The following is a 17,976-nucleotide window of genomic DNA, read 5'->3' as shown; positions in this document are numbered from 1 at the left end:
TTTTCGGGCAAACTGACGCATAGGAATGCATCGCGCATTTCTCAGACAAACGGGCCGACTTTGCGCTCGACCATGGACTTTGGAATCAGGTGGCAATGGGCCGCTTGCATCGCGCGGTAATCGTCGCTATGCGCGCCGCCCAAGGGGGACAGATACGCAGTTTAACCCTGCGTGTCCTTTCCTTTGCGAACCGGCATAGAGCCTTCCGGCAAGAGGGGACGTAAAAGCGTGGACAATTCCGCCGGCATTACTGCCAGTCTTCAGGGGCGCTACGCGTCCGCCCTGTTTGAACTGGCGCAGGATTTGGGCGTGGTAAGCGCCGTGGAAGCGGACCTTGAGGCGCTGGGTGCGGCAATTGCCGAATCCGACGACCTGTCCGCCCTGATTCGTAATCCGCAGATCAGCCGCGATGCGGCTGGCCGTGCGGTCGAGGGTGTGGCCGGGGTCCTTGGCCTTGGCGAGGTTACCCGCAAATTCCTTGGCGTGCTGGCTGCTGGCCGCCGCCTTTCGGCCCTGCCCGACATTCTTCGCGCCTTTTCCGCCATCGCGGCGGCCGCGCGCGGCGAAGTGACGGCGCAGGTGACCAGCGCCCACCCGCTGAGCGACGATCAGTTGGCCGCCCTTTCGGGCAAGCTGGCTGCTCGTGAAGGCAAGGCCATCAAGCTGAAGACCAGCGTCGATCCGGAACTGCTTGGCGGTCTGGTCGTGCGCATCGGCAGCCAGCAGATCGACAGCTCGATCCGCACCCGTCTCAATTCTCTCGCCCAAAAGATGAGGGGCTAACAGGCCCCTCCTAAAGGGTCGATTGCGGGGCCACGGCCCCCAACAAGGTTCGATGAAAGGCTGAACATGACAATTCGCGCCGCTGAAATCTCGAAGGTCATCAAGGACCAGATTGCCAACTTCGGCACCGAAGCCCAGGTTTCGGAAGTCGGCTCCGTGCTCTCGGTGGGTGACGGTATTGCCCGCATCCACGGTCTGGACAAGGTTCAGGCCGGTGAAATGGTGGAATTCGCCAATGGCGTTCAGGGCATGGCCCTGAACCTCGAAGCCGACAATGTCGGCGTCGTGATCTTCGGCTCGGACAGCGAGATCAAGGAAGGCGACACCGTCAAGCGCACCGGCACCATCGTGGACGTTCCGGTGGGCAAGGGCCTGCTGGGCCGCGTGGTTGACGCTCTTGGCAACCCGATCGACGGCAAGGGCCCGATCATTTCCGACACGCGCAGCCGCGTCGAAGTCAAGGCTCCGGGCATCATCCCCCGCAAGTCGGTGCATGAACCCGTGCAGACGGGCCTCAAGGCCATTGACGCTCTGGTTCCGGTTGGCCGCGGCCAGCGCGAACTGATCATCGGCGACCGCCAGACCGGCAAGACCGCCGTGGCGATCGACACGTTCATCAACCAGAAGGCCGTCAACGCCGGTGATGACGAATCGAAGAAGCTGTACTGCATCTACGTCGCCGTGGGTCAGAAGCGTTCGACCGTTGCGCAGATCGTGCGTCAGCTCGAAGAAAACGGCGCGATGGAATATTCGGTCGTGATCGCCGCCACCGCTTCGGAGCCCGCTCCGCTGCAGTATCTGGCGCCCTACACCGGTGCGGCCATCGGCGAATTCTTCCGCGACAATGCCATGCACGCCGTGATCGTGTATGACGACCTTTCGAAGCAGGCTGTGGCCTATCGCCAGATGTCGCTGCTGCTGCGTCGTCCCCCGGGCCGTGAAGCCTATCCCGGCGACGTGTTCTATCTCCACTCGCGTCTGCTGGAACGCGCGGCCAAGCTGAACGATGACATGGGCGCCGGTTCGCTGACCGCTCTGCCGATCATCGAAACGCAGGCGGGCGACGTGTCGGCCTACATTCCGACCAACGTGATCTCGATCACCGACGGCCAGATCTTCCTTGAAACCGGCCTGTTCTATCAGGGCGTCCGTCCGGCCATTAACGTTGGTCTGTCGGTGTCGCGCGTGGGTTCGTCGGCTCAGACCAAGGCGATGAAGAAGGTTGCCGGCTCGATCAAGCTGGAACTGGCCCAGTATCGCGAAATGGCCGCGTTTGCCCAGTTCGGCTCGGACCTCGACGCTTCGACCCAGAAGCTGCTGAACCGCGGTGCGCGTCTGACCGAGCTGCTCAAGCAGGCTCAGTTCTCGCCGCTCGGTTTCGAAGAGCAGACCTGCGTGATCTTCGCGGGCACCAACGGTTATCTGGACTCGGTCCCGACCAACCGCGTGACGGAATATGAAGCCGAACTGCTCAGCTTCCTGCGTTCGCAGCATGGCGATCTGCTCGACCTGATCCGCAACACCAAGGATCTGGGCGACGAAGCCAAGGGCAAGCTCAAGGCCGCTCTGGACGCTTTCGGCAAGCAGTTCGCTTAAGTCAGGTCTAGCTACGAAAGGTAGTTGGCAATGGCCAGCCTTAAGGAACTCAAAGGCCGGATCAACTCGGTCAAGTCGACCCAGAAGATCACCAAGGCCAAGCAAATGGTCGCGGCGGCGAAACTGCGCAAGGCGCAGTCCGCTGCCGAGGCCGCGCGCCCCTATGCCTCGCGGCTGGCGGGCGTTGTCGCCAGCCTCGCCTCGCGCATCGTGGTCAGCGAAAGCAGCCCCAAGCTGCTGGCCGGCACCGGCAAGGATGCAGTGCATCTGCTGGTGGTGGCCAATTCGGATCGCGGTCTGTGCGGCGCCTTCAACTCGAACATCGTCAAGGCGGCTCGCCTGAAAGCCAAGGCTCTGGAAGCCGAAGGCAAGAAGGTGCAGTTCTACCTGATCGGTCGCAAGGGCCGCGCGGTTATCCGTCGTGAATTCCCCAATGCGATCATCGGCGGCTTCGACACCACCACGGTGCGTGAAGCGGGCTATGCCGAAGCCGATGCGATCGCTGCCGAACTGGTGGCGCTGTATGATGCAGGCAAGTTTGACGTAGCGCATCTCTTCTTCAGCCGCTTCCGCAGCGCGCTGTTGCAGGAGCCCACGACGCAGCAGATCATCCCCGTTCCCGCTCCCAAGTCGGAAGTGGCGGCGGACTCGGTGGTCGAATATGAGCCGGAGGAGGAGGAAATCCTCGCCGCTCTGCTGCCGCGCTATCTGAAAACGCAACTTTTCGGCGCTCTGCTGGAAAATGCGGCCAGCGAACAGGGTGCATCCATGACCGCCATGGATAACGCCACCCGCAACGCCGGCGACCTGATCAGCAAGCTGACCATCCAGTATAACCGCAGCCGTCAGGCCGCGATCACCACTGAACTCATTGAAATCATCGCGGGCGCCGAAGCGCTCTGACGACGACACAGCAGGCAAGGAAGAAACCCATGTCCACCAGCACTGGCAAAATTGCCCAGGTTATCGGCGCCGTCGTCGACGTTGCCTTCGACGGGGAACTCCCGGCGATTCTGACCGCTCTGGAAACCGACAACAACGGGAACCGTCTGGTTCTCGAAGTTGCTCAGCACCTTGGCGAAAACACCGTCCGCACCATCGCGATGGACGCCACCGAAGGTCTGACCCGCGGCCAGGCCGTGACCAGCACCGGCGCGCAGATCTCGGTGCCGGTCGGCCCCAAGACGCTGGGCCGCATCATGAACGTCGTGGGCGATCCCATCGACGAACGTGGCCCGGTCGGCGCCGATCAGGTTGCCCCGATCCACGCCAAAGCCCCGGAATTCATCGACCAGTCGACCGAAGCCGCGATCCTCGTGACCGGCATCAAGGTCATCGACCTTCTGGCCCCCTATGCCAAGGGCGGCAAGATCGGTCTGTTCGGCGGCGCGGGCGTCGGCAAGACGGTTCTCATTCAGGAACTGATCAACAACATCGCCAAGGGCCACGGCGGCGTGTCGGTGTTTGCGGGCGTTGGTGAACGCACCCGCGAAGGCAACGACCTCTACCACGAATTCCTCGACGCCGGCGTTATCGCCAAGGACGCCGAAGGCAACCCGACCCCCGATGGTTCGAAGGTTGCTCTGGTGTTCGGCCAGATGAACGAACCGCCGGGCGCCCGCGCTCGTGTGGCTCTCTCGGGTCTGACCATGGCTGAATACTTCCGCGACCAGGAAGGCCAGGACGTGCTGTTCTTCGTGGACAACATCTTCCGCTTCACGCAGGCCGGTTCGGAAGTGTCGGCTCTGCTGGGCCGTATTCCTTCGGCCGTGGGTTATCAGCCCACCCTGTCGACCGACATGGGCGCGCTGCAGGAACGCATCACCTCGACCACCAAGGGTTCGATCACCTCGGTTCAGGCCATTTACGTTCCCGCGGACGACCTTACCGACCCGGCGCCGGCTACCTCGTTCGCCCACTTGGACGCAACGACCACGCTGAACCGTGCGATTTCGGAACTCGGCATCTATCCGGCGGTTGACCCGCTCGACTCGACCTCGCGCGTGCTGACGCCCGCCGTTGTCGGTCAGGAGCACTACGAAACCGCCCGCCGCGTTCAGGAAACGCTGCAGAAGTACAAGTCGCTGCAGGACATCATCGCGATCCTGGGCATGGACGAGCTTTCGGAAGAAGATAAGCTCACCGTCGCCCGCGCCCGCAAGATCCAGCGCTTCCTGTCTCAGCCCTTCCACGTGGCCGAAGTGTTCACCGGCATCAGCGGCAAGTTCGTGCAGGTCGAAGACACCGTGCGTTCGTTCAAGGCGGTTGTTGACGGCGAATACGACCACCTGCCCGAAGCGGCCTTCTACATGGTTGGCGGCATCGACGAAGCGGTCGAAAAGGCCAAGAAGCTGGCTGCGGAGGCGTAAGCCATGGCGCTGCATTTCGAACTCGTCACGCCTGCAAAGCTGGTCCGGTCCGAGGAAGTCCACATGGTGGTCGTCCCCGGTTCGGAAGGCGAGTTCGGCGTGCTGGAAGGCCATGCGCCTTTCCTGTCGACCATCGCCGATGGCACCGTGAAAGTGTACAAGAGCGAAAACGCGGCTCCGGAAGAAATCGCCATCGCCGGCGGTTTCGCCGAAGTGACGCCCAAGGGTCTGACCGTGCTGGCTGAAAAGCTGGTGGGTTGATCGCGGGCTGACCGACTTCGTCGGTCGCTTTGACGGATAACAGATTGAGGGCCGGGAAAAGGGTTTGCGCCTTTTTCCCGGCCCTTTTCTATTGGGATGGGGTGCCTCCGGCGGGCAAAGGGACTCGTCCCTTTGCAATCCCCTTATTGTCGTTGTTGCGCATCGGGTTCGGCCAAATCCTATCGAAGGCCATGTTTGGAGTATAAAGCCTGCGGCGCCAAACAGCATAAGATCCCTGCGCCGCAGGCTATTAAACCGCTTCGCGGATCGGCATTTCTTAACCGACCTCGCACTTCCCCCTTATCGGGATTGCAAAGGGCACCCGCCCTTTGCCCGCCGGAGGCAAACCTCCCCCTTACACCCTCCTCCGCGCGGTTGGCGCATGAAAATCAGGATCCTTCCCCGCCACCCAGTTCAGAAATCGCGCCACCACCTCGACCCCGCGCAGGACCGCGACATCCTCGCCGATGCGCGCCAGTTCGGCATTGGTAAAATTGGCATGCAGCGCCCGGTGGCAGATCGGATGCACGCCGACCACGCTCCGGCCGCCCCATGATTTGGGGACGGGGTGGTGCCATTCCACCCTTCGCCCCAAGGGTCTCTCGCAAAGCCAGCAAGAGGCCGGCGGTGGGGGCACCGGCGCCTCATCCGCATCATCAAAATCGGTATTTGCCCGTGATCGGCGCTTGGCCATTAGCAAATCCTCAAAGTTTCCGTTCTATTCACCTTGCTCAATTGGCACAGGCTGATCGTGTTCTCAAACGGTCGATGCCCCAGATGGTCGCGGGCAATGTCTGTGTGGTTTGTGAAGGAATAGACGGACGATGAGCGCATTCGGGCGACGCACTGGCCCCGGCAGCTTTGGCGCAGGCGCAAGGCCACAGTTCGGCGTAGCGCGCCCGATGCGAGCCGATGGTCTGCCCGCCGGTGCTCCTCCTCCGCCGCCTTCGGGCGGGGATCAGTTTCCGCCTTTGCCCGCCGAAGCCGAAATGACGATGGATTCCAAGGGCGGCGACGCGATGGCGCGCCTGGCCGAGCGGATGAATTCCACCGTCGAATCCACCCGGCAGGCTGAGGGTTTTGAGGCCAGCGTTCACAAGATCAAAGAGCAGGTGCTGCCCCGCCTGCTCGAGCGCGTTGACCCCGAGGCCGCGGCCACGCTGACCAAGGATGAGCTGGCTGAGGAATTCCGCCCGATCATCATGGAGGTGCTGGCCGAGTTGAAGATCACGCTGAACCGGCGCGAGCAATTTGCGCTGGAAAAGGTGCTGATCGACGAACTGCTCGGCTTTGGTCCGCTCGAGGAATTGCTCAACGACCCCGATGTGTCCGACATCATGGTCAATGGCCCGGACCAGACTTATATTGAAAAGAAGGGCAAACTTCAGCTTTCCACGATCCGTTTCCGCGATGAACAGCACCTGTTCCAGATCGCCCAGCGCATCGTCAATCAGGTCGGCCGCCGCGTTGACCAGACCACGCCGCTGGCCGACGCCCGTTTGAAGGACGGCAGCCGTGTGAACGTGATCGTGCCGCCGCTGTCTTTGCGCGGCACGGCGATCTCGATCCGTAAGTTTTCCGAAAAGCCGATCACGATCGACATGCTGCGCGATTTCGGCTCGATGAATGACCGCATGGCCACCGCGCTAAAAATCGCGGGTGCGTGTCGGATGAACATCGTGATTTCGGGCGGCACGGGTTCGGGCAAGACCACCATGCTCAACGCCCTGTCGAAAATGATCGATCCGGGCGAGCGCGTGCTGACTATCGAGGACGCGGCCGAACTGCGTCTGCAACAGCCGCATTGGCTGCCGCTGGAAACGCGCCCGCCCAATCTTGAAGGACAGGGCGCGATCACCATCGGCGACCTTGTGAAGAACGCCCTGCGTATGCGCCCCGACCGCATCATCCTGGGCGAAATTCGTGGTGCTGAATGTTTCGACCTGCTGGCCGCGATGAACACCGGCCATGATGGTTCGATGTGTACGCTTCACGCCAACAGCCCGCGTGAATGCCTTGGCCGTATGGAAAACATGATCCTGATGGGCGACATCAAGATCCCCAAGGAGGCCATCAGCCGCCAGATCGCCGAATCGGTCGACCTGATCGTTCAGGTCAAACGCCTGCGCGATGGCAGCCGCCGCACCACCAACATCACCGAGGTGATCGGGATGGAGGGCGATGTGATTGTCACGCAGGAATTGTTCAAATTCGAATATCTGGACGAAACCGACGACGGCAAGATCATCGGTGAATGGCGTTCCTCGGGCCTGCGCCCCTACACTTTGGAAAAGGCGCGCCAGTTCGGCTTCGACCAGACCTTCCTTGAGGCATGCCTCTGACCGGCGGATGCACGCGCGGCATTGTTTCATGCGCAAAATAGCGGTGCAACAATCGGCCCCGATGGGTTAAGGGCCGCGCGTGCCTCAACATCAACGCCCCTTTCTGGCGCTGGGCCTGCGCCTTGCTGCCACGCTCGCGCTGGCCACGCTCTATATGATGGTCAAGCTGCTGCATCAGCGCGGCGTCGCCCTGCCCGAAATCATGTTCTGGCGTCAGGCTTTGACTCTGCCCTTGCTCGGCGGTTGGCTGGCGGCGCGGGGGCGGCTGTTTTCGCTCTATACGCGGCGGCTCAAAACCCATGCTTTGCGCACGATCACCGGCTCGATCGGCATGGTCTGCCTGTTTGGCGCGCAGGTGCTGCTGCCTTTGCCGGTGGCGACTGTGCTGGGCTTTACCACGCCGCTGTTTGCGGTGCTGCTGACGGCGATCGTCTATAAATCTCCACCGGGGCGGCTGCGCTGGATGGCGGTGGCGCTGGGTTTTGCCGGGGTGATCATCATCACGGCGCCGGGCGATGGGGCGTCCATTGCGGGCGGCATTTCGCCGCTGGGGCTGGCGGCAGGGCTTTGCTCGGGCTTTCTGGTGGCGGTTATCAGCCTGCAAATCCGCGATCTGACCAGCACCGAGACGCCGATTGCGGTGGTGTTCTATTTCGCGCTTTTCGGCACGCTGCTGCTGACCCCGACGATGCTCTATTATATGACCCCGCATTCGCCCGCGCTCTGGGCCGAAATCATTGCGATGGGCGTGGTGGGCGCGCTGGCGCAAGTGCTGCTGACGGCGGCGCTGCGCTTTGGTTCGGCGGCCAGCGTGCTGGTGATGGATTATGCCACGCTGATCTGGACGACGATCTATGGCTGGACGATTTTCGACCAATTGCCGCCCGCGCATACCTGGGCCGGGGCGCCGCTGATCGTGGTGGCGGGGATGATGATTGCCCTGCGCGAGCATCGGCGAATTAAAGCGGCCCGCGAAACCGCATAGAAAAAGGGCCGCCACGCGAAACGCGGCGGCCCCCTCCTGCGACCCTATAGCTTAGTCCTTCCAGACCAGCTTGGGCTTGCGCGCCGCCAGCGTTTCATCAACGCGGCGCCGCGGTGTATAGTGAGGCGCGCTTTTCAGCGTCACATCCCCTGCCCGCCCACGCTCGGCCAGCGAGCGCATCGAGGCGATCAGGCGGTCGGTGCCCGCCTTGCTCTCGGTTTCGGTTGGTTCGACCAGCATCGCGCCATGGACCACCAGCGGGAAATAGACCGTCATCGGGTGGAAACCCTCGTCGATCAGCCCCTTGGCGATATCCAACGTCGAGAAGCCCTCGGCCATGCCATTGTCACTGAACAGCGCCTCATGCATGCAGGGGCCATAGGCGGCAAAGGGCGCGTCCAGCACATCTTCCAGCTCGCGCAGGATGTAGTTGGCGTTGAGCACAGCATCCTCGGACACCTGACGCAGACCATCCGCGCCGTGGCTGAGGATATAGGTCAGCGCGCGGGTGAACATGCCCATCTGGCCATGGAACGCGGTCATGCGGCCAAAGCTGTTGGGATGGCCGTGGTCGTGGGCATCGCCTTCCTCGACCAGATGCGCGACGCCATCGGCATCGAGCGTCGCGAAGGGCAGCGGGGCAAACGGAGCCAGCGCCTCGGACAGCACCACCGGACCCGAACCCGGACCGCCGCCGCCATGGGGCGTCGAAAAGGTCTTGTGCAGGTTGATATGCATCGCGTCGACGCCAAGGTCGCCGGGGCGCACCTTGCCGACGATGGCGTTGAAATTGGCGCCGTCGCAATAGACATAGCCGCCCGCCGCATGGACCGCGTCCGAGATCGTCTTAAGATCGCGCTCGAACAAGCCGCAGGTGTTGGGGTTGGTGATCATCACGCCCGCGATATCCGGCCCCAAACGAGCCGTCAGCGCGGCCACATCGACGCGGCCATCCTCGGTTGCGGGGATGTTTTCCACGCGGAAACCGGCGAAGGCGGCGGTGGCCGGGTTCGTACCATGCGCGCTTTCAGGCACCAGCACCACAGGGCGTTCCTCACCGCGCGCGGTCAGGGCAGCGCGGATGCAGAGCAGCCCGCAAAGCTCGCCATGCGCGCCCGCCTTGGGCGTCATGGCTACGGCGGGCATCCCGGTCAGCGCCATCAGCCAATCAGCAAGCTGCGTGATGACCTTCAAAGCGCCCTGCACCGTCTGCGTCGGCTGCAACGGGTGGACATCGGCGAAGCCCGCCATCCGCGCGACCTTTTCATTCAGGCGCGGATTGTGCTTCATCGTGCAGGAGCCGAGCGGGAAAGGCCCCAGATCGATGGCATAGTTCTGACGCGAAAGGCGCGTGTAGTGGCGCACCACCTCCGGCTCGGTCAGGCCCGGCAGAGCCGGAGCCGCCTTGCGCAGAAATTTGCCCAGCGCGGGCGCTGGAGCCACATCGGCATCGTCGAAATCGACGCCATAGGTGCCGGGCGCGGCCAGTTCAAAGATCAGCTTTTCCTCAAGGTTGAGGCCATGATCGCCGCTGACCGTGGCGGGCAGGATCGCGCCTGCCTCACCCATTTCCGGGCGCCATCCCGAAGCGTTGGGAGCGTTCATCACAGCACCTCCTTCAGCGCCGCCACAAGGGCCGCAATATCTTCATCGCTCGTGCATTCCGTGGCGGTCAGCAGCAGGCCATTGGCCAGCGCGGGCGTTTCGGCATAGAGGCGACCAAGCGGCACGCCGCCCAGAATGTCCTTGGCCGCCAAGGCATCGACGACTTCGCGCGCATCCTTGGGCAGGATCACGGTGAATTCGTTGAAATAGGCATCATTCAGGACGCTGACGCCCGGAATGGCCGCCACCGCCGCGGCCAAAGCCTGCGCCTTGCCATGGTTGATGCGGGCCAGGCGCTCCAGACCAGCGCCGCCCAGCAGGCTCACGTGAATGCTGAAAGCCAGCGCGCAAAGACCTGAATTGGTGCAGATATTGCTGGTCGCCTTTTCGCGGCGGATATGCTGTTCGCGCGTCGAGAGCGTTAGCACGAAGCTGCGGCGCCCTTCGGCGTCCAGCGTCTCGCCGCACAGGCGGCCGGGGATCTGGCGCAGGAACTTTTCGCGGCAACCGAACAGGCCAAGATACGGCCCGCCAAATTGCAGACCCACACCCAGCGACTGCCCCTCACCCACAACAATATCCGCGCCCAGCGCGCCGGGAGCCTCCAGCAGACCCAGCGCCACCGGCTCCGTCACCACCGCGATCAGCAGCGCGCCATGCGCCTGCGCCGCCGCCGCAATCGCGGCCAGATCGGGAATGCGGCCCAGAATGTCGGGGTACTGCACCACAACCGCGCTGGTTTCGCCGTCGATGGCGGCGATGATCGCGGCATCCTCGGCATCGCCCGACAGCACCGGGGCCTGCGCCACCAGCACGTCATCGGTGAAACGCGCCATGGTCTGCGCGGTCGCCACATAATGCGGGTGAAGACCGCCGGTCAGGATCGACTTCTTCCGCTTGGTCACGCGATGCGCCATGGCGATCGCTTCCCAGCAGGCGGTCGAGCCGTCATAGAGGCTGGCGTTCGCAATATCGGTGCCCAGCAGGCGCGCGACCTGCGTCTGGAACTCGAACAGCACCTGCAGCGTGCCCTGCGCGATTTCGGGCTGATAGGGCGTATAGGCGGTCAGAAACTCGCCGCGCTGGATCAGGTGATCGACGCTGGCCGGGATATGGTGCTTATACGCGCCCGCGCCCAGAAAGAAGGGCGCCGCGCCCGCCGAGAGGTTTTCTCCGGCAAGGCGGCCCATATGGCGTTCGACCGCCATTTCGCTGGCATGGCCCGGCAGGCCCGCAATGGGTCCTGCCTGCAACGCCTCAGCGGGCACATCGCAAAACAGCGCGTCAATATTGTCCACGCCGATCCGCGCCAGCATCGTGGCGCGATCGGCCGGGGTGAGAGGCAAATAACGCATGGGCGATTAAAGCTCCGCAATATAGGCGGCGTAGGCGGCCTCATCCATCAGATCGGCCAGCTCGCCAGCGTCCGAAACGCTCATGCGCCACAGCCAGCCTTCGCTCTCGGGCGAGGTGTTGACCAGCTCGGGGGCTTCTTCGAGCGCCGCATTGCCTTCGGTCACTTCGCCCGAAACCGGGGCGTAAACGTCGCTGGCGGCCTTCACGCTGTCCACCACGCTGGCCGTGTCGCCCTTGCCCAGCGCCTTGCCCGCTTCGGGGACTTCGACAAAGGTGATGTCGCCCAGCGCGTTTTGCGCAAAATCGGTGATGCCGACGGTCGCCACATCGCCGTCAACGGAAATCCACTCGTGGTCCTTGGTGAAATAACGGGTCATTTTGCGGCTCCTTTGCGGAAATAGCGATGGGGAACAAAAGGCATGGCAGCGACGGTGGCTGGCAGCTTCTTGCCGCGCACGTCGATGAACAATTCAGTGCCGGGCGCGCCCAGAGCGGCGGGCACATCGGCCATGGCGATGGGGCAGCCCAGGCTGGGCGCGAAACCGCCCGAGGTCAGCACGCCGACCTTGTCCTCGCCGCTGTACACCTCGGCGCCTTCGCGCGCGGCCTGACGGCCCGAGAGCTTCAGGCCGACGCGGACCGTTTCGGTGCCCTGCGACAGGCCGGTCAGGATGCGGTCGGCGCCGGGGAAGCCGCCTTCGGCGCGGCGGCGCTTGGAAATGGCGAAGGAAAGGCCAGCGCTGATGGGGTCGATGTCCTCATTCAGATCATGACCATAGAGCGGCAGGCCCGCCTCCATGCGCAAGGAATCGCGTGCGCCAAGGCCGATTGGCTTGACCGCTTCGTGGGTGCAGAGCATCTCGGCCAGCGCTTCGGCGCTTTCGGCCGGGACGGCGATTTCATAGCCATCCTCGCCGGTATAACCGCTGCGGCTGATGTGCAGTTCAACCCCGTTCCAAACATAGGGACCGGCCTGCATGAAGGAGAGTTGATCCACGGGCACAATCTGCGGTTGGGCGGGCGCGATGCCGAAAGAGGCCAGCGCCTCGGCTGCGCGGGGGCCTTGCAGCGCCAGCAGCGCGAAATCGTCGCGGTGAGTCAGCGTGATGTCATCAGGCAGGAATTCGCGCAGATGGCCAATATCATCCCACTTGGTCGCGCCATTAACGATCAGGAAAAAGCCGCCGGGCCAGCGCGTGATCATCAGATCGTCGATGATCCCGCCGGTTTCATTCAGCAGCAGCGAATAGCGCTGGCGGCCAACCTTGAGTATCGAAAGATCGGCGGGCATCAGCGCTTCCAGAGCGGTGACGGCGTCCTGCTGATCCTCATCCTCGCTCGACACGACCAGCTGGCCCATGTGGCTGACATCGAAAAGACCGGCGTTTTCGCGGGTCCACAGGTGTTCGCCCATGATGCCTTCGTATTGCACCGGCATCCAGTAACCGGCGAATTCGACCATGCGGCCGCCGCGCGCGCGGTGCCAGGCATCGAGAGGAAGGGTGAGGGTTTCGGGGATCTCGGCTTCTTCGCCCGAGTCAAAATTGTATGTGTCGCTCACAAATCAGCCTTCCGCACAGCGTTGCACCATTCCGGTGCCCCCTCTGTCACGGAAACCTGAGAGCTTAGCCCGCGCATGGGAATGCACAGATTTACCCCTTCGGCGGCCCCCGAACCCATTGGTCCGATTGCACTTTCCAGAGCGTCGCTATTGACCGACACGGTCCTTATTGCCTGAGAGATTCCGGGGCGGTTGCTCCTTCGGCGCCGGGCAATTCTTGCGAATCACCCGAACTCTCCCGCATCGTTCAGCGACTGATGTTCGCCATCTCTTTTTGCGGCGCAAAAGTCAAACAGCCTGTCAGAAATTCTACCCCAATACGTAATCCGCTCCATAAATCCGGCGTAATCACGGTCAGACGTTGCTCAATCCTTCGGGGGCGGTGCCGTGGATCTGGCGATATTGCGCGATGGCGAAACGGTCGGTCATGCCTGCGATATAGTCGGCGATATGGCGGCTGCGCTGGGGCTCTTCCTGTGGCAGGCGGGCGGCCCATGCCTCGCCCATGCGCGAGGGGTCCTCGCGATAGGCGGCAAACAGGCCCGAGACGACCTGATGCGCCTTTTCCGCCGTGGCCAGTTGATCGGGATGGTAATAGAGCCGGTCATACATGAAGCGCTTCAAGGTCCGCTCGGCCTCGGCCATCGCGGGCGAAAAGGCAGCGCTGGCGCGGGTGGCGGCGCGGATGTCGGCAATGCTGGCCATCCCCTGCGTGCGGCTCTGCGTTTCGGCGATCACATCATTGACCATGATGCCGATCTGGCTGCGCACCAGTTCGCGCAACTTGCGGTCATGAGGGGCATTGGGGTGCTTGGCCTCAACCGCGCGCCATTGCTCGGCCACAAAGGGCTGGGTCAGCAGATCGTCGAGATGGAGGAAACCGGCGCGCAACCCATCGTCAATGTCATGATTGTCATAGGCAATATCGTCAGCAATCGCGGCCACCTGCGCCTCAAGGCAGGACCATTCGCCCAGATGCAGCGGATAGGCCGCGTCCAGCTCGGCCAGAGCCCAGTTAGGGTTGCGGACCGGTCCATTATGCTTGGCCAGCCCCTCCAGCGTCTCCCATGTCAGGTTCAGCCCCTCATGCTCGCAATAGGGGCTTTCCAGACGCATGAGCGTGCGCAAAGTGTTGGCATTGTGATCCCATCCGCCCTGCTCCTTCAGCGCCTCGTCCAGCGCGTCCTCGCCGCTGTGGCCAAAGGGCGGGTGGCCGATGTCATGGGCAAGACAAAGCGCCTCGGTCAGATCCTCGTCCAGCCCCAGCACGCGGGCGATGACGCGACCGATCTGCGCCACCTCGAGGCTATGCGTCAGGCGGACACGGTAGTGATCACCATCGGGGGCGACGAAAACCTGCGTCTTATGCCGCAAGCGCCGGAACGCAATCGAGTGGATGATCCGGTCGCGGTCACGCTGATAGGGGCTGCGCGGGCCGCGGGCGATCGAGCCTTCGAGCGCGAATTCACGGCCAAGGGATTGCGATGGGTCGCAGGCCAGAGGGGATAGGGGCATAGATTTGGGGTAGGCGGATTTTGTTTGAAGAAAAAGGGGAAAATGCGAGGGACTTGTCCCTCGCGCTCCCGTTACCGTCTTTGTTGCGCCACGGGTTCTGCCCCCGGTGTCGGACGCGATGGCGAAATGATAAAGCCTGCGGCGCGGATAGGATAACCTCACCGCGCCGCAAGCTTTAAAAATCATCAACTGCGGACGGATCAACCCCCACCCCATTCATGGGATTGCAAAGGGTCGAGACCCTTTGCCCGCCGGAGGCATCCCTTCAAATCTTACCTTTCCCACCCGGACATGCACAACCCAGCCGCCGCCGCCGTCACGCGGATCACTTCAGGGTCCTGGATCCGGCGCACCGCCATCACATAATCGAACAGCGACCGCTTGGGGCCCTGCAACGCCTCCAATTGGCGCAATTGGCTGATGGTCAGCTTGTCCACCATATGTTCGGCCATGCAGGCCGAGACCGGTTCGGACAGCCCCGCCCCCACAAGGGCCGATTTCACCCGGCCCCGGGCGATCCCCTGAACACAGCCCGAGAGGGCAAGGGTAAGGGCAAGGACTGTCAGAACTTTACGCATTAAATGGACCCCTTAGTGGGCCAGCGCCTTGACGATGTCTTCCACCATCTTTTTGGCGTCGGCCAGCAGCATCATGGTCTGGTCCATGTAGAAGACATCATTATCAACACCTGAATAACCCACGCCGCCCATCGACCGTTTGACGAACATCACGGTCTTGGCCTTGTCCACGTCGAACACGGGCATGCCGTAGATCGGGCTGGACTTGTCGGTCTTGGCGGCGGGATTGACCACGTCATTGGCGCCGATGATGAAGGCAACATCGCACTGGCCGAACTCGGAATTGATGTCCTCCAGCTCGAATACCTCATCATAAGGCACATTGGCTTCGGCCAGCAAGACATTCATATGGCCCGGCATTCGTCCGGCAACCGGGTGAATGGCATATTTGACGCTGACGCCTTCCTTCTTGAGCACATCGGCCATTTCGCGCAGCGCGTGCTGAGCCTGAGAAACCGCCATGCCATAGCCGGGGATGATGATGACGCTTTCGGCTTCCTTCATCAGGAAGGCCGCGTCCTCGGCGCTGCCGCGCTTCCACGGACGCTGTTCCTTGGGCGCTCCGCCCGATGCTTCAGGCGCGGCGCCAAAGCCACCCGCAATCACCGAGATGAAGCTGCGGTTCATCGCCTTGCACATGATATAGGACAGGATGGCGCCCGAGGAACCGACCAGCGCCCCGGTGATAATCATCGCGCTATTATGCAGCGTGAAGCCCATCGCGGCCGCCGCCCAGCCCGAATACGAGTTGAGCATCGAGACCACCACCGGCATATCCGCCCCGCCGATCGGAATGATCAGCAGGAAACCGATGATGAAGGCCAGCAGCGTAATCACGCCGATCACCCATAGCGACTGATCCATCGTGAAATAGCCGACAAGGCAAAGGATCGCGATGATCGTGCCAAGGTTGATGACATGGCGCCCCGGCAGCATGATCGGCGAACCCGACATCTTGCCCGCCAGTTTGAGGAAGGCGATGATCGAACCGCTGAACGTGATGGCGCCGATGGCGATGCCAAGGCCCATTTCGATGCAGGATTGGGCGTGGATGTGCAGAGCGGTGGCCTCGGGAACAAGCTGAGCACCCGCCACCGCATTGAGCATGTTTTCGAGCGGGATGGCTTCCGCAATCCCGAAAGCCTGCGGATTGAGATAGGCCGCCCAGCCCACCAGCACAGCCGCCATGCCGACCAGCGAGTGAAACGCCGCCACTAATTGGGGCATCGCCGTCATGGCAATGCGCCGTGCGATGACAAAACCGATGCCGCCGCCGATGGCGATGGCGGCCAAGATCAGGCCGAAGCTGCCGCTATCAAATGCAGTCGGAGCACTTGGATCGCCATCGAGACTAAGAGAAATACGTGGTACATGCGTCACCAACGTCGTGGCCACCGCAATCGTCATGCCGATTATGCCATAGCGGTTGCCAGCCCGGCTGGTGGCAGGGCTGGACAGCCCGCGCAAAGCCAAAATGAACAGCACGCCCGACACCAGATAAGCAAACATTGCCCATGACGGCGTTGCCGCATGTTCGACAGCGCCCGCCGCGCCCGCGCTAAGAAGCTGGAGAACCATCACTTCTTCTCCTTCTTCTTATACATGGCCAACATGCGCGCCGTAACCGCAAAGCCGCCAAAGATATTGACCGAAGCCAGCACCACCGCGCCCAGCCCCAGCCACTTCGACACGCCACCCGCAGCGCCCAGCCCAGAGGCCGCCGCCGCGATCAACGCGCCCACCACGATGACCGAGGAGATCGCATTCGTCACCGCCATCAAGGGCGTGTGCAGCGCAGGCGTGACCGACCACACCACATAATAGCCGACGAAACACGCCAGCACGAAGATCGACAGGATCGAGATAAAGTCCATTACGCCCTCCCCTCAGAGCAGTCGCGGATTGACGACCTGGCCGCCTTGCGTCAGCCGGATCGCATTGCCGATTTCCTCGTCCAGAACAGGCTTGCCCTGCTCCTTGTCCCAAAAGGCCGAGAGGAAGTTGTAGAGATTGCGCGCAAACAGAGCCGAGGCATCTGCCGCCAAATGCGCGGGCGTATTGGAATAACCGATGATCCGGACGCCGTGCCGCTCCACGATCTGATCGGGAACCGAACCTTCGACATTGCCGCCCTGCGCCACGGCAAGGTCGAAAATGACGCTGCCCGGCTTCATCGTGGCGATCTGCGCATCGGAAATCAGGCGCGGCGCCGCCCGTCCGGGGATAAGCGCCGTGGTGATGACGATGTCCTGCTTGGCGATATGGCTGGAGACCAGTTCGGCCTGCGCCGCCTGATATTCCGGGCTCATTTCGGTGGCATAGCCGCCCGCGCCCTCGCCCTCGATGCCCGCGACATTTTCCACGAAGATCGGCTTGGCGCCTAGTGATTGGATCTGCTCCTTGGTCGCGCTGCGCACGTCGGTGGCCGAGACCTGCGCGCCCAGACGCCGCGCGGTGGCGATGGCCTGAAGCCCCGCCACGCCCACGCCCATGATGAACGCCTTGGCCGCCGAGATCGTGCCCGCCGCCGTCATCATCATCGGAAAGGCTCGGCCATAAACGCCCGCAGCATCAATCACGGCCTTATACCCCGCCAGATTGCTTTGCGAGGAAAGGATGTCCATCGACTGCGCACGCGTGATACGCGGCATGAATTCCATCGCCAGCGCCTCAACCCCGGCCGCCGCATAGGCATCAACCCGCCCGCGCTGACCAAAAGGATCAAGCCCCGCCGCAACCCACACGCCCGGCTTCGCGCCCGAGAGCAGGCCTACATCCGGCCCCTGAACCCCCAGCACAATATCCGCACCCGCCACCACCGAGGCCGCATCGCCCATGATTGCGCCCACCGCGGCATAATCGGCATCGGCAATCGAGGCGGCATGTCCCGCCCCGTTTTCCACCGCCACAATCGCACCAAGGTTTGTGAATTTCTTCACCGTTTCCGGCGTCACGCAGACGCGCGTTTCCCCCGCCGCTCTTTCCTTAAGAGCGGCGATGCGCAATTTATCCGTCATTCCAGACC

At 62.6% G+C, this 17,976-nt stretch carries 17 protein-coding genes and 2 riboswitches; of the genes, 7 read left to right on the top strand and 10 right to left on the bottom strand.

The features are described 5' to 3' along the window. The first annotated feature begins 228 nt into the window (after window positions 1-228). The 5 genes from FHW92_RS20945 (at window position 229) to FHW92_RS20925 (ending at window position 5,009) form a co-directional block, all read left to right on the top strand. On the top strand, window positions 229-783 hold the full coding sequence (locus FHW92_RS20945; protein ID WP_168605228.1) for a F0F1 ATP synthase subunit delta: 555 nt from the start codon (window positions 229-231) through the stop codon (window positions 781-783). A 66-nt stretch (window positions 784-849) separates the two neighbouring features. Then, window positions 850-2,379 (top strand): F0F1 ATP synthase subunit alpha, encoded by a 1,530-nt coding sequence (atpA, locus tag FHW92_RS20940; RefSeq protein WP_168605227.1) that lies wholly within the window; start codon window positions 850-852, stop codon window positions 2,377-2,379. 30 nt (window positions 2,380-2,409) lie between these two features. Beyond that, window positions 2,410-3,282 (top strand): F0F1 ATP synthase subunit gamma, encoded by an 873-nt coding sequence (locus FHW92_RS20935; protein ID WP_168605226.1) that lies wholly within the window; start codon window positions 2,410-2,412, stop codon window positions 3,280-3,282. Window positions 3,283-3,311: 29 nt separating this feature from the next. Continuing rightward, complete coding sequence (gene atpD, locus FHW92_RS20930) at window positions 3,312-4,748, top strand: F0F1 ATP synthase subunit beta (protein ID WP_168605225.1); 1,437 nt, start codon at window positions 3,312-3,314, stop codon at window positions 4,746-4,748. Between the two features lie 3 nt (window positions 4,749-4,751). Then, on the top strand, window positions 4,752-5,009 hold the full coding sequence (locus FHW92_RS20925) for an ATP synthase F1 subunit epsilon (protein ID WP_168605224.1): 258 nt from the start codon (window positions 4,752-4,754) through the stop codon (window positions 5,007-5,009). Window positions 5,010-5,364: 355 nt separating this feature from the next. On the opposite strand, the gene FHW92_RS20920 is transcribed toward FHW92_RS20925, so the two are convergent. Continuing rightward, window positions 5,365-5,703, bottom strand: a complete 339-nt coding sequence (locus FHW92_RS20920) for an HNH endonuclease (protein WP_168605223.1) — start codon at window positions 5,701-5,703, stop codon at window positions 5,365-5,367. Window positions 5,704-5,833: 130 nt separating this feature from the next. Between FHW92_RS20920 and FHW92_RS20915 the strand changes: the two genes are divergently transcribed. Both FHW92_RS20915 and FHW92_RS20910 read left to right on the top strand, forming a co-directional pair. After that, window positions 5,834-7,351: a CpaF family protein gene (locus FHW92_RS20915; RefSeq protein WP_168605222.1), complete on the top strand. Its 1,518-nt coding sequence runs from the start codon at window positions 5,834-5,836 to the stop codon at window positions 7,349-7,351. Window positions 7,352-7,430: 79 nt separating this feature from the next. Beyond that, window positions 7,431-8,336, top strand: coding sequence for a DMT family transporter (locus tag FHW92_RS20910; RefSeq protein WP_349237728.1), 906 nt, complete (start codon window positions 7,431-7,433; stop codon window positions 8,334-8,336). Window positions 8,337-8,387: 51 nt separating this feature from the next. Here FHW92_RS20910 and gcvPB read toward each other — a convergent pair whose 3' ends face one another. The 9 genes from gcvPB to FHW92_RS20865 all read right to left on the bottom strand — a co-directional run bounded on the left by gcvPB (window position 8,388) and on the right by FHW92_RS20865 (window position 17,968). Then, window positions 8,388-9,941 carry an aminomethyl-transferring glycine dehydrogenase subunit GcvPB gene (gene gcvPB / locus FHW92_RS20905; protein ID WP_168605221.1) on the bottom strand — a complete coding sequence of 518 codons (1,554 nt, stop codon included), beginning with the start codon at window positions 9,939-9,941 and terminating at the stop codon, window positions 8,388-8,390. Further along, complete coding sequence (gene gcvPA / locus FHW92_RS20900; protein ID WP_168605220.1) at window positions 9,941-11,296, bottom strand: aminomethyl-transferring glycine dehydrogenase subunit GcvPA; 1,356 nt, start codon at window positions 11,294-11,296, stop codon at window positions 9,941-9,943. The genes gcvPB and gcvPA overlap by 1 nt, the downstream gene beginning before the upstream one ends. 6 nt (window positions 11,297-11,302) lie before the next feature. Further along, a complete protein-coding gene (gene gcvH / locus FHW92_RS20895; RefSeq protein WP_168605219.1) occupies window positions 11,303-11,674 on the bottom strand; it encodes a glycine cleavage system protein GcvH in 372 nt (123 codons plus the stop codon). Next, window positions 11,671-12,858 carry a glycine cleavage system aminomethyltransferase GcvT gene (gene gcvT / locus FHW92_RS20890; RefSeq protein ID WP_168605218.1) on the bottom strand — a complete coding sequence of 396 codons (1,188 nt, stop codon included), beginning with the start codon at window positions 12,856-12,858 and terminating at the stop codon, window positions 11,671-11,673. The genes gcvH and gcvT overlap by 4 nt, the downstream gene beginning before the upstream one ends. A gap of 33 nt (window positions 12,859-12,891) precedes the next feature. After that, window positions 12,892-13,008: riboswitch (glycine riboswitch) on the bottom strand. Beyond that, window positions 13,009-13,109, bottom strand: a riboswitch (glycine riboswitch). 103 nt (window positions 13,110-13,212) lie between these two features. Continuing rightward, window positions 13,213-14,373, bottom strand: coding sequence for a deoxyguanosinetriphosphate triphosphohydrolase (locus tag FHW92_RS20885; protein WP_168605217.1), 1,161 nt, complete (start codon window positions 14,371-14,373; stop codon window positions 13,213-13,215). A gap of 272 nt (window positions 14,374-14,645) precedes the next feature. Then, on the bottom strand, window positions 14,646-14,951 hold the full coding sequence (locus tag FHW92_RS20880; RefSeq protein ID WP_168605216.1) for a hypothetical protein: 306 nt from the start codon (window positions 14,949-14,951) through the stop codon (window positions 14,646-14,648). Between the two features lie 12 nt (window positions 14,952-14,963). Continuing rightward, entirely contained in the window at window positions 14,964-16,529 is a 1,566-nt protein-coding gene (locus FHW92_RS20875) for an NAD(P)(+) transhydrogenase (Re/Si-specific) subunit beta (RefSeq protein WP_168605215.1), read from the bottom strand. Further along, the gene (locus tag FHW92_RS20870; RefSeq protein WP_168605214.1) at window positions 16,529-16,825 is read right to left on the bottom strand and encodes a proton-translocating transhydrogenase family protein; all 297 of its coding nucleotides are present in this window, start codon (window positions 16,823-16,825) and stop codon (window positions 16,529-16,531) included. Before FHW92_RS20870 ends, FHW92_RS20875 begins: the two co-directional genes overlap by 1 nt. A gap of 12 nt (window positions 16,826-16,837) precedes the next feature. Continuing rightward, window positions 16,838-17,968 (bottom strand): NAD(P) transhydrogenase subunit alpha, encoded by a 1,131-nt coding sequence (locus FHW92_RS20865; RefSeq protein WP_168605213.1) that lies wholly within the window; start codon window positions 17,966-17,968, stop codon window positions 16,838-16,840. Window positions 17,969-17,976 lie beyond the last annotated feature (8 nt).

Source organism: Novosphingobium sp. SG707, assembly GCF_012275515.1.
GTDB lineage: Bacteria > Pseudomonadota > Alphaproteobacteria > Sphingomonadales > Sphingomonadaceae > Novosphingobium.
The sequence above is the reverse complement of the archived record's forward strand: the minus strand, read 5'-3'. Positions and strand labels throughout refer to the sequence as shown.